Origin of the sequence: uncultured Aureimonas sp. (genome assembly GCF_913775355.1) — a bacterium.
In the GTDB taxonomy this organism is placed as follows: domain Bacteria; phylum Pseudomonadota; class Alphaproteobacteria; order Rhizobiales; family Rhizobiaceae; genus Aureimonas.
Map to the genome: position 1 here is coordinate 1 of NZ_CAJYIU010000090.1, position 11,181 is coordinate 11,181.

Genomic DNA, 11,181 nt, shown 5'->3' on the forward strand with positions numbered 1-11,181 from the left:
GGGCGACAACGTGACGATGGACGTCAAGCTGATCGTTCCGATCGCGATGGAAGAGAAGCTGCGCTTCGCTATCCGCGAGGGCGGCCGCACCGTCGGCGCCGGTATCGTCGCTTCGATCGTCGAGTAAGTTCGACACAGACGTTGGAATGCGAGCGGGCCCTTCGGGGCCCGTTTTCGTTTGGCGGGCGCCCCCCCCACATTGGAGGCGTTCTTGCTTGTGGCCGCGCGGACGCGGTTCTAGAAGCGTCGGCGAACGGAAGAGGAAGTGTCCATGGCTGCCGAAATCGCGCGTGTCTTCGTCGGGTTCGATTCCAAGGAGGTCGTGGCCTATCACGTGCTCGCGCAGAGCATCATCGAGCACGCCTCGATGCCCGTCATGTTCTGCCCGATCGTGCTGCCGCACCTCGAGGGCACCTTCACGCGCGAGCGCAATGCGCTGCAGTCGACCGAGTTCTCCTTCTCGCGCTTCCTGGTTCCGTATCTCTCGCACTACGAGGGATGGAGCCTCTTCATGGACTGTGACATGCTGATGCGGGCCGACATCGCCGAGCTGTGGGCGCTGAAGGACGAAGCCGCTTCGGTGATGTGCGTGAAGCACGACTATCAGCCCAAGGTCGAAACCAAGTTCCTCGGCCAGGTGCAGACCAAGTATGAGAAGAAGAACTGGTCGAGCGTCATGCTCTTCAACAACGCGAAGTGCCGGGCTCTTTCGCCGGAGTTCGTCAACACGGCGACCGGGCTGGAGCTTCACCAGTTCAAATGGCTCGACGGAGACCACCAGATCGGCGAGCTACCGACCGCCTGGAACTGGCTGGTCAACGAATACGATCACGATCCCGCCGCGAAGAACGTCCACTTCACCGACGGCGGTCCGTATTTCGACGAGTATCGCAACGACGACTACGCGGACGAGTGGTTCGCCATGCGCGACCGTGTCCTGCACGTGACGCAGCGTGCGCCGAAGGACTGACGCATTGACGGGCGTCCTCCCGCTTGCGGACGAATCCGGCGCGCACGAGCGCTGGGCAGCCTTCTTCGGGGCGTACGCGACGATCGTCCTCGTCGCCAACAGCGATGCCGTCGACATCGCCGCCTTGCGCGCACGCTACGGTGCGAGCGCGCTCTTCGTCTTCTTCAACAAGGTCTACAAGGTGCTCGACGCGCCGTTCGACGGCGAATGCCTTCTGGTCGCGCGCTCCAGCCGGGCGGGCGCCAACATCGTCTATCGACGCGAGGTCGAGGACGTCCTGAGGCTGGTCCGCTCCGAGCGGTTCCGGGGCATTTGCAACCTGCGCGCCGGTCGGCACGAGCGGTTCAGCGCACCGGCCGAGTTCGGCGCCGGCATCGCCGTCGGCCAACTCGACACGGCCGTCAGCATGGACGGGTTCTATCCTTCCGATCAGGTGGCGACCAGCGGCTTCGCCCTCGCGCTATTCTTGGCCGAACATTGCTCGAGCAACCGAATCGTCCTTGCCGGCTTCACCGCGCGACGCTCCAAACGCTGGAAGCTCTTCACCGACCACGACTGGACCTTCGAGCAGATCGTGCAGCGACTTCTCGTCCGCGCGGGGCGCATCGAGACCGCAGGTGTTGTGACCGACGACCTGTTCGGTGCGATCACGCAGCGCTTCCCAGGCATCTCGCCTGCGGACGTAGCGCTTGTCGGCGCGGAGGTCCTGGCGGAGCGCCTCGACGGTGCGAATGCCGCCATCGACGATCTCCTTCGCACGACGCGGCCGCAGCGGCGCGTTTCGGACTGGCTGCGCCGGTTGAAGCCAAAAACACGCAAGGCCAAGATTGCCGAACAGGATGCCGCCGCGGGGCGGGGATAACACTTGCCAAAACGGCTCGGCCGCATTATTCGAAAACCGCTCCGGCACACAGGGGTATAGCTCAGTTGGTAGAGCGGCGGTCTCCAAAACCGCAGGTCGTAGGTTCGAGCCCTACTGCCCCTGCCATGGATCTCATGCGCAAATTGTCCACCCCTGGCCCTTGTGAATCACGGGGGCTCCGGTTATGTAGAGCTTAACAGACACGTGGCGCGTGGGGCTGGTCATCCAGCTTTTGCGCGCCCGCAGTCGTGAGCGGTACATGGCCACCAAGACTAACCCATTCACGTTCATCCAGCAGGTTCGGTCCGAGGTCGCGAAGGTGACTTGGCCGACCCGGCGCGAGACGCTCATCTCGACGGTCATGGTTTTCATCATGGTCGCCTTCGCCGCCACGTTCCTCTTCGTGTCGGATCAGCTGATCGCCTATGCGATCGGCTACATCATGGGCACCGGCCGCTGATCGCTGGACAGAAGCAGGAATTTCATGACCGCTCGCTGGTACATCGTCCACGCCTATTCGAACTTCGAGAAGAAAGTCGCTGAGTCGATCGAAGAGCAGGCCCGCCAGAAGGGGCTGACCGAGAAGTTCGAAAAGATCCTCGTGCCGACCGAGAAGGTGGTCGAGGTTCGGCGCGGCCGGAAGGTCGATTCGGAGCGCAAGTTCTTTCCGGGCTACGTGCTGGTGAAGGCCGAGCTGACCGATCAGGTCTTCTCGCTGATCAAGAACACGCCGAAGGTGACGGGTTTTCTCGGGCCGGACAACCGCCCGGTCCCGATCTCCGAATCGGAGGCCAACCGCATCCTGAACCAGGTTCAGGAAGGCGTCGAGCGTCCGAAGGCGACCGTCCTGTTCGACGTCGGCGAGCAGGTCCGCGTGTCCGACGGACCGTTCGCCTCGTTCAACGGCGTGGTCCAGGAAGTCGATCAGGAGCGCGCACGCCTTAAGGTGGAGGTCTCCATCTTCGGCCGCGCGACGCCGGTCGATCTCGAATTCGGTCAGGTCGAAAAGGTCTGACCGTTCCGGGTGGCGATGCCGCCCGAACCTCGTGCGGAAGGCGGGTGGGGCTGAAGCCGGCCTCATCGAAACCGTACCGCACTCCTGCGTGGTCGCTCCGGCGGCCGAACGGCCGGTTCGCCGGTCCAAAATGAAGGCAGAAGCTTATGGCTAAGAAAGTAGCGGGCCAGCTCAAGCTGCAGGTCAAGGCCGGCTCGGCGACCCCGTCGCCGCCGATCGGTCCTGCGCTGGGTCAGCGCGGCATCAACATCATGGAGTTCTGCAAGGCGTTCAACGCGCAGACCCAGGAGATGGAAAAGGGATCGCCCGTTCCGGTTGTGATCACCTACTACGTCGACAAGTCGTTCACCTTCCAGATGAAGACGGCTCCCGTGAGCTTCTTCCTCAAGAAGGCGGCGGGCCTGACCAGCGGCTCGAAGGAGCCGGGCAAGGTCAAGGCCGGCTCGGTGACGACCGCGCAGGTGCGCGAGATCGCCGAGAAGAAGATGAAGGACCTGAACGCGAACGACGTCGATGCGGCGATGGCGATGGTGATGGGCTCCGCCCGTTCCATGGGCCTGGAAGTGGTGGGCTGAAGACCATGGCGAAGATTGGCAAGCGCATCACGAAGGCCCGCGAGGGCATCGATCGCGAGAAGCTCTACGACCTGTCGGAGGCCGTCTCGCTCCTGAAGGATCGTGCGTCGGCGAAGTTCGACGAGACGATCGAGGTCGCGATGAACCTCGGCGTCGATCCGCGCCACGCCGACCAGATGGTCCGCGGTGTCGTCAACCTGCCGAACGGCACGGGCCGCACGGTCCGTGTCGCGGTGTTCGCGCGAGGCGACAAGGCCGAAGAGGCCAAGGCTGCCGGTGCCGACATCGTTGGCGCCGAGGATCTCGTCGAGAAGGTCCAGGGCGGCCAGATCGACTTCGACCGCGCCATTGCGACCCCGGACATGATGGGCCTCGTCGGACGCCTGGGTAAGGTGCTCGGCCCGCGCGGCCTGATGCCGAACCCGCGCGTCGGCACCGTGACGCCGGACGTCGCCGCAGCCGTCAAGGCTTCGAAGGGCGGCGCCGTCGAGTTCCGCGTCGAGAAGGCCGGTATCGTCCATGCCGGTATCGGCAAGGCGAGCTTCGGCGCCGAGGCGCTGCTCGAGAACATCCGCGCCTTCGCGGATGCCGTGCAGAAGGCGAAGCCCACGGGCGCTAAGGGCAACTACGTCCAGCGCGTAGCGGTGTCCTCGACCATGGGTCCGGGCATCAAGATTGACCCGGCCACCGTCCGCGCGGCCGAGTAGTTTGAATTCGGGAAGCTGCCGACCTATTTCGGCGGCTTCCTTTGAAAGTTTCCTCTCGGCCTCGGTCGCGCGGAAAGGGGCGGGGGCCTCCTAACCCTCGCCTTCCTGTCCGAGATTGCGGGCGACGGGGCGGTTCTCCAACCGTTCCATCTTAATCGCCAAGCCCGCATGAGACGGGGAAAGATCCGAATTCGTCGGCCTGGCCGATACCTTCGGTTCGAACCTCTGAATGCCTTGCTGCGACTGCCGGTTCCGTTGCGGATCCCAGAAGCCAAGGGGACAGGATCCTCGAGCGTCGTCCGGTTCGCCGGGCGGCAAACGGCAACCGGAGTGCAGCCGAAAGGGTGTGCTCCAACTGGAGAGTGGCAGTGGACAGAGCGGAAAAGCGCGAGTTCGTCACGGAGCTGAACGAGACCTTCAAGGGCTCGGGCGCGATCGTGGTGGCTCGTTACGCCGGTCTCACCGTCGCGCAGATGAACGACCTCCGGTCGAAGATGCGCGCGCAGGGTGGCACCGTCAAAGTCGCGAAGAACCGCCTCGCCCAAATCGCTCTTCAAGGCACGGACGCCGAGAAGATCCAGGGATTGTTTCAGGGTCAAACCCTGATCGCCTATTCCACGGATCCGATCGCGGCGCCGAAGGTGGCCAACGACTTCGCCAAGGGTAACGACAAGCTCGTGATCCTCGGCGGTGCGATGGGCACCACCGCTCTCGATGCGGAAGGGGTGAAGGCTTTGGCCGCCCTTCCGTCGCTCGACGAACTGCGTGGCAAGCTGCTGGGTATGATTCAGACCCCGGCGACCCGCATCGCAGGCGTCGTTGCAGCGCCCGCGGCTCAGCTCGCGCGCGTTTTCGCGGCGTATGCCAAGAAGGACGAAGCGGCGTGAGGCTCGTTCCTCAGCTAATTCAGAACATTCGAACCGTAAAGGAAGACTACCATGGCTGATCTCGCCAAGATCGTTGAAGACCTGTCGGCCCTGACCGTCCTCGAGGCCGCCGAGCTCTCGAAGATGCTCGAAGAGAAGTGGGGCGTCTCCGCCGCCGCTCCGGTCGCCGTTGCTGCCGCTGGCGGCGCTGGCGCCCCGGCCGCCGAGGTCGAGGAGAAGACCGAGTTCGACGTGATCCTCGCCGAAGCCGGCGCGAACAAGATCAACGTCATCAAGGAAGTCCGTGCGATCACGGGTCTCGGCCTCAAGGAAGCCAAGGACCTCGTCGACGGCGCTCCGAAGCCGGTCAAGGAAGGCGCGTCGAAGGACGAGGCCGCCAAGATCAAGGACCAGCTCGAGAAGGCTGGCGCGAAGGTCGACGTCAAGTAAGACCGCCATCTGGCGTCTTACGGCTGAAACTGGCGGGCGGGACGGCATGTTTGCCGTTCCGCCTTCCGTGCTCGGATCGAAGCGATGGCCATGACGGCCCCGATCGATCCGACGTCCACGTGCTCCGAACTCTCCGCCGCGGTGGGTTCGGATGACGCGGGCGGGCCGCTCCGGCGGCGCTGACGGCCCGGCCCGTCCCGCAAGGGATGGGCGATCGGCTCTCCGACGGGAGGGCACGAGATTCGAGCCCTTCGGTCAGGGGCGATGACGAGAGCAAGGAGCGACGATGTCTCAGACGACGACGTTTAGCGGTCGCAGGCGGGTGCGCAAGTTCTTCGGGTCGATCCCCGAAGTCGCCGAAATGCCGAACCTCATCGAGGTTCAGAAGGCCTCCTACGATCAGTTCCTGATGGTCGACGAGCCGGAAGGCGGGCGTCCCGACGAGGGCCTGCAGTCCGTCTTCCGCTCCGTGTTCCCGATTTCCGATTTCGCCGGCAACTCGATGCTGGAATTCGTCAAGTACGAGTTCGAGCAGCCGAAGTTCGACGTTGACGAGTGCCGTCAGCGCGACCTGACCTTCGCCGCGCCGCTCAAGGTGACGCTGCGCCTCATCGTGTTCGATGTCGACGAGGACACCGGCTCGAAGTCCATCAAGGACATCAAGGAGCAGGACGTCTACATGGGCGACATGCCGCTCATGACATCGAACGGCACGTTCATCGTGAACGGTACCGAGCGCGTGATCGTGTCGCAGATGCACCGGTCGCCGGGTGTGTTCTTCGACCACGACAAGGGTAAATCGCACTCGTCGGGCAAGCTCCTGTTCGCCGCGCGCGTGATCCCGTATCGCGGTTCCTGGCTCGACATCGAGTTCGACGCCAAGGACATCGTGTTCGCGCGCATCGACCGTCGCCGCAAGATCCCCGTCTCGAGCCTGCTCATGGCGCTCGGCATGGACGGCGAGGAGATCCTGTCGACGTTCTACAACGTCATCCAGTTCCAGAAGGACAAGAACGGCTGGCGCGTGCCGTTCTCGGTCGAGCGCGTGCGCGGCCAGAAGGCGCTGACGGATCTCGTCGACGCCGATAGCGGCGAGGTTCTGGTCGAGGCCGGCAAGAAGATCACCGCCCGCCAGGCGCGTCAGATCAAGGAGAAGGGCGTCGTCGCCCTCCGCGCCACCGAGGAGGACCTTTACGGGAACTACCTCGCGGAGGACATCGTCAACTACCAGACGGGCGAGATCTATCTCGAGGCCGGCGACGAGATCGACGAGAAGACGCTCAAGGTCCTTCTCGACGCGGGTCACGAGGAGATCCAGGTCCTCGACATCGACCACGTGACGGTCGGCGCCTACATCCGCAACACGCTGGCGGCCGACAAGAACGAGAACCGCCAGGACGCGCTGTTCGACATCTACCGCGTCATGCGCCCCGGCGAGCCGCCGACGATGGAAACCGCGGAAGCGATGTTCCAGTCGCTGTTCTTCGATGCGGAGCGCTACGACCTCTCGGCCGTCGGCCGCGTGAAGATGAACATGCGTCTCGACGTCAACGCCGAGGACACCGTGCGCGTGCTGCGCAAGGAGGACATCCTCGCGGTCGTCAAGACGCTGGTCGACCTGCGCGACGGTAAGGGCGAGATCGACGACATCGATAATCTCGGCAATCGCCGGGTGCGCTCGGTCGGCGAGCTCATGGAGAACCAGTACCGCGTCGGTCTCCTTCGCATGGAGCGCGCGATCAAGGAGCGCATGTCCTCGGTCGAGATCGACACGGTCATGCCGCAGGACCTGATCAACGCGAAGCCGGCGGCCGCCGCCGTGCGCGAGTTCTTCGGCTCGTCGCAGCTCTCGCAGTTCATGGACCAGACCAACCCGCTCTCCGAGATCACGCACAAGCGCCGTCTCTCGGCGCTCGGCCCCGGTGGTCTGACCCGCGAGCGCGCCGGCTTCGAGGTGCGCGACGTGCACCCGACGCACTACGGCCGTATCTGCCCGATCGAGACGCCGGAAGGCCCGAACATCGGTCTGATCAACTCGCTGGCGACCTTTGCGCGCGTCAACAAGTACGGCTTCATCGAGAGCCCCTACCGCCGCATCGTCGACGGAAAGGTGACGCAGGACGTCGTCTATCTTTCCGCCATGGAAGAGGCGAAGCACCACGTCGCGCAGGCGAATGCGGTGCTCACCGAAGACGGCAGCTTCGCCGAAGACCTCGTCATCTGCCGTCACTCGGGCGATGTCATCATGACACCGCGCGAGAACGTCGACCTGATGGACGTGTCGCCGAAGCAGCTCGTGTCGGTCGCCGCGGCGCTGATTCCGTTCCTCGAGAACGACGACGCCAATCGCGCGCTCATGGGTTCGAACATGCAGCGTCAGGCCGTGCCGCTGGTGCGCGCCGAGGCGCCGTTCGTCGGCACGGGCATGGAGCCGATCGTCGCCCGTGACTCGGGCGCGGCCATCGCCGCACGCCGCACCGGCATCGTCGATCAGGTGGACGCGACGCGTATCGTCATTCGCGCGACCGAGGACCTCGAGTCCGGTCGCTCGGGCGTCGATATCTACCGCCTGATGAAGTTCCAGCGCTCCAACCAGTCGACCTGCATCAACCAGCGCCCGCTGGTGAAGATGGGCGACCGGGTGCGCAAGGGCGACATCATCGCGGACGGCCCGTCGACCGATCTCGGTGATCTGGCCCTCGGCCGGAACGTGCTCGTCGCGTTCATGCCCTGGAACGGCTACAACTACGAGGACTCGATCCTCCTCTCCGAGCGCATCGTCGCCGACGACGTCTTCACCTCGATCCACATCGAGGAGTTCGAGGTCATGGCGCGCGACACTAAGCTTGGACCTGAGGAGATCACGCGCGACATTCCGAACGTTTCGGAAGAAGCGCTGCGCAACCTCGACGAGGCGGGCATCGTCTATATCGGCGCGGAAGTGCAGCCGGGCAACATCCTGGTCGGCAAGATCACGCCGAAGGGCGAGTCGCCGATGACGCCGGAGGAGAAGCTCCTGCGCGCCATCTTCGGCGAGAAGGCCTCGGATGTTCGCGACACCTCGAACCGTATGCCTCCGGGCACTTACGGCACGGTCGTGGAAGTGCGCGTCTTCAACCGGCACGGCGTCGAGAAGGACGAGCGCGCCATGGCGATCGAGCGCGAGGAGATTGAGCGTCTCGCCAAGGATCGTGACGACGAGCAGGCCATCCTCGACCGCAACGTCTACGGGCGTCTCGTCGAGATGCTGTCAGGCAGGGTCGCCATCGCTGGGCCGAAGGGCTTCCGCAAGGGCGGCGAGCTGTCGGCCGAGGTGATGAACGAGTACTCGCGTTCGCAGTGGTGGATGTTCGCCGTCGAGGACGAGCGTCTTCAGGGCGAACTGGAAGCGCTGCGTCAGGTCTACGACGATAGCAAGAAGCTGCTCGAAGCGCGCTTCATGGACAAAGTCGAGAAGGTCCAGCGCGGCGACGAGCTGCCTCCGGGCGTCATGAAGCAGGTGAAGGTCTTCGTCGCCGTCAAGCGCAAGATCCAGCCGGGCGACAAGATGGCCGGCCGTCACGGCAACAAGGGCGTCGTCTCGCGCATCGTGCCGGTCGAGGACATGCCGTTCAATGCGGACGGCACGCATGTCGACATCGTTCTGAACCCGCTCGGCGTGCCCTCGCGCATGAACGTCGGTCAGATCCTGGAGACGCACCTCGGTTGGGCGGCTGCGGGCTTGGGTCGCAAGGTGTCCAAGGCGGTCGATGCCTATCTGAAGACGCAGGACATCGCGCCGCTGAAGGAGGAGATGAAGGCGATCTACTCCCCCCACGAGCTCGAGGGCCTGACGGACGAGGAGTACGCCGAGGTCGGCAATAACCTCCGCCGCGGCGTGCCGATGGCGACGCCCGTGTTCAGCGGCGCCAAGGAAGCCGACATCGAGCAGATGTTGGAGATGGCCGGGCTCGACCGCTCGGCGCAGTCGACCCTCTATGACGGTCGCACCGGCGAGCCCTTCGACCGCAAGGTCACCATGGGCTACATCTACATGCTGAAGCTCCACCACCTCGTGGACGACAAGATCCACGCCCGCTCGATCGGCCCCTACTCGCTCGTCACTCAGCAGCCGCTGGGCGGCAAGGCGCAGTTCGGCGGCCAGCGCTTCGGCGAGATGGAGGTGTGGGCCCTCGAGGCCTACGGCGCCGCCTACACGCTGCAGGAGATGCTGACGGTGAAGTCCGACGACGTCGCCGGCCGCACGAAGGTCTACGAGGCCATCGTGCGCGGCGACGACACCTTCGAGGCGGGCATCCCCGAGAGCTTCAACGTGCTGGTGAAGGAGATGCGGTCGCTCGGCCTCAACGTCGAGCTGCTGTCCTCCAAGCGCGCGGCGAACGACCAGCTCGAGGCGCCCCCGGAGGCGGCCGAGTAGGCCTGCCCCGACACGACCGACTAAAGACGGCGGCGGGGTCCTCTTCACGAGGGCCCCGGCCGCCGAAACCCGTTTCCCTCAGACGGCGGCCCCGGCTCGGCCCTTCGCGGCGCCCCGTCAGCCAAGGAGCAGATCATGAACCAAGAGGTCATGAATCTTTTCAACCAGCAGGCTCAGCCTCAGAGCTTCGACCAGATCAAGATCTCGATCTCGTCGCCTGAGAAGATCCTGTCCTGGTCCTACGGCGAGATCAAGAAGCCCGAGACCATCAACTACCGCACGTTCAAGCCCGAGCGCGACGGCTTGTTCTGCGCCCGGATCTTCGGGCCGATCAAGGACTACGAGTGCTTGTGCGGCAAGTACAAGCGCATGAAGTACAAGGGCGTGATCTGCGAGAAGTGCGGCGTCGAGGTCACCCTCGCGCGCGTGCGCCGCGACCGCATGGGTCACATCGAGCTCGCCGCGCCTGTCGCCCACATCTGGTTCCTGAAGTCGCTGCCGAGCCGCATCGGCCTGCTTCTCGACATGGCGCTCAAGGACCTCGAGCGCATCCTGTACTTCGAGTCCTACGTCACCATCGAGCCGGGCCTCACCCCCCTGAAGGAGCGTCAGCTCCTCTCGGAGGAGGAGTACCTGCGCGCGCAGGAGGAGTACGGCGAGGACAGCTTCACCGCCATGATCGGCGCGGAGGCGATCCGGCGCATCCTGCAGGAGCTCGACCTCGACAAGATCGCGGCCGACCTGCGCGAGGAGATCGCCACCACCACCTCCGAGCTGAAGCCCAAGAAGCTGCTGAAGCGCCTCAAGATCATCGAGGCGTTCCAGATGTCGGGCAACCGGCCGGAATGGATGATCCTGACGGTCGTGCCGGTGATCCCGCCGGACCTGCGCCCGCTCGTGCCGCTCGACGGCGGCCGCTTCGCGACCTCGGACCTCAACGACCTCTACCGCCGCGTCATCAACCGCAACAACCGCCTCAAGCGGCTGATCGAGCTGCGCGCGCCGGACATCATCATCCGCAACGAGAAGCGGATGCTGCAGGAGGCGGTCGACGCGCTGTTCGACAACGGGCGGCGCGGCCGCGTCATCACGGGCGTCAACAAGCGCCCGCTGAAGTCGCTCTCCGACATGCTGAAGGGCAAGCAGGGCCGGTTCCGCCAGAACCTGCTCGGCAAGCGCGTCGACTATTCCGGCCGCTCGGTCATCGTGGTCGGCCCGGAGCTGAAGCTGCACCAGTGCGGCCTGCCGAAGAAGATGGCTTTGGAGCTGTTCAAGCCGTTCATCTACGCGCGCCTCGACGCCAAGGGTTTCTCGGCCAA

9 protein-coding genes, 1 tRNA gene and 2 pseudogenes are annotated in these 11,181 nt (G+C 64.6%); all 12 read left to right on the top strand.

The window, feature by feature from the left end:
* Nucleotides 1–127, top strand: a pseudogene (gene tuf / locus QZ753_RS06450) (elongation factor Tu); the annotation flags it as partial.
* A gap of 144 nt (nt 128–271) precedes the next feature.
* Nucleotides 272–970: a glycosyltransferase gene (locus tag QZ753_RS06455; RefSeq protein ID WP_294642036.1), complete on the top strand. Its 699-nt coding sequence runs from the start codon at nt 272–274 to the stop codon at nt 968–970.
* A gap of 4 nt (nt 971–974) precedes the next feature.
* Nucleotides 975–1,832, top strand: a complete 858-nt coding sequence (locus tag QZ753_RS06460; RefSeq protein ID WP_294642038.1) for a 3-deoxy-manno-octulosonate cytidylyltransferase — start codon at nt 975–977, stop codon at nt 1,830–1,832.
* A 50-nt stretch (nt 1,833–1,882) separates the two neighbouring features.
* Nucleotides 1,883–1,958, top strand: a tRNA-Trp gene (locus QZ753_RS06465).
* 133 nt (nt 1,959–2,091) lie between these two features.
* Complete coding sequence (gene secE / locus QZ753_RS06470; RefSeq protein WP_055889340.1) at nt 2,092–2,292, top strand: preprotein translocase subunit SecE; 201 nt, start codon at nt 2,092–2,094, stop codon at nt 2,290–2,292.
* Nucleotides 2,293–2,316: 24 nt separating this feature from the next.
* Nucleotides 2,317–2,847 (top strand): transcription termination/antitermination protein NusG, encoded by a 531-nt coding sequence (gene nusG / locus QZ753_RS06475; RefSeq protein ID WP_055889342.1) that lies wholly within the window; start codon nt 2,317–2,319, stop codon nt 2,845–2,847.
* 146 nt (nt 2,848–2,993) lie between these two features.
* Nucleotides 2,994–3,422: a 50S ribosomal protein L11 gene (rplK, locus tag QZ753_RS06480; RefSeq protein ID WP_055889343.1), complete on the top strand. Its 429-nt coding sequence runs from the start codon at nt 2,994–2,996 to the stop codon at nt 3,420–3,422.
* 5 nt (nt 3,423–3,427) lie between these two features.
* Complete coding sequence (gene rplA, locus QZ753_RS06485) at nt 3,428–4,129, top strand: 50S ribosomal protein L1 (RefSeq protein ID WP_090966812.1); 702 nt, start codon at nt 3,428–3,430, stop codon at nt 4,127–4,129.
* A 368-nt stretch (nt 4,130–4,497) separates the two neighbouring features.
* Nucleotides 4,498–5,016 carry a 50S ribosomal protein L10 gene (gene rplJ, locus QZ753_RS06490; protein WP_090966814.1) on the top strand — a complete coding sequence of 173 codons (519 nt, stop codon included), beginning with the start codon at nt 4,498–4,500 and terminating at the stop codon, nt 5,014–5,016.
* A 51-nt stretch (nt 5,017–5,067) separates the two neighbouring features.
* Nucleotides 5,068–5,445 (top strand): 50S ribosomal protein L7/L12, encoded by a 378-nt coding sequence (rplL, locus tag QZ753_RS06495; RefSeq protein ID WP_294642047.1) that lies wholly within the window; start codon nt 5,068–5,070, stop codon nt 5,443–5,445.
* 286 nt (nt 5,446–5,731) lie between these two features.
* Nucleotides 5,732–9,862, top strand: a complete 4,131-nt coding sequence (rpoB, locus tag QZ753_RS06500; RefSeq protein ID WP_294642049.1) for a DNA-directed RNA polymerase subunit beta — start codon at nt 5,732–5,734, stop codon at nt 9,860–9,862.
* 135 nt (nt 9,863–9,997) lie between these two features.
* Nucleotides 9,998–11,181 (top strand): annotated as a pseudogene (locus tag QZ753_RS06505) (DNA-directed RNA polymerase subunit beta'); the annotation flags it as partial.

Excerpts from the sequence above, each read along its gene's own strand:
- rplA (WP_090966812.1), top strand. The coding sequence starts at position 3,428 with ATGGCGAAGATTGGCAAGCGCATCACGAAGGCCCGCGAGGGCATCGAT.
- QZ753_RS06455 (WP_294642036.1), top strand. The coding sequence starts at position 272 with ATGGCTGCCGAAATCGCGCGTGTCTTCGTCGGGTTCGATTCCAAGGAG.
- rplL (WP_294642047.1), top strand. The coding sequence starts at position 5,068 with ATGGCTGATCTCGCCAAGATCGTTGAAGACCTGTCGGCCCTGACCGTC.
- nusG (WP_055889342.1), top strand. The coding sequence starts at position 2,317 with ATGACCGCTCGCTGGTACATCGTCCACGCCTATTCGAACTTCGAGAAG.
- rplK (WP_055889343.1), top strand. The coding sequence starts at position 2,994 with ATGGCTAAGAAAGTAGCGGGCCAGCTCAAGCTGCAGGTCAAGGCCGGC.
- rpoB (WP_294642049.1), top strand. The coding sequence starts at position 5,732 with ATGTCTCAGACGACGACGTTTAGCGGTCGCAGGCGGGTGCGCAAGTTC.
- secE (WP_055889340.1), top strand. The coding sequence starts at position 2,092 with ATGGCCACCAAGACTAACCCATTCACGTTCATCCAGCAGGTTCGGTCC.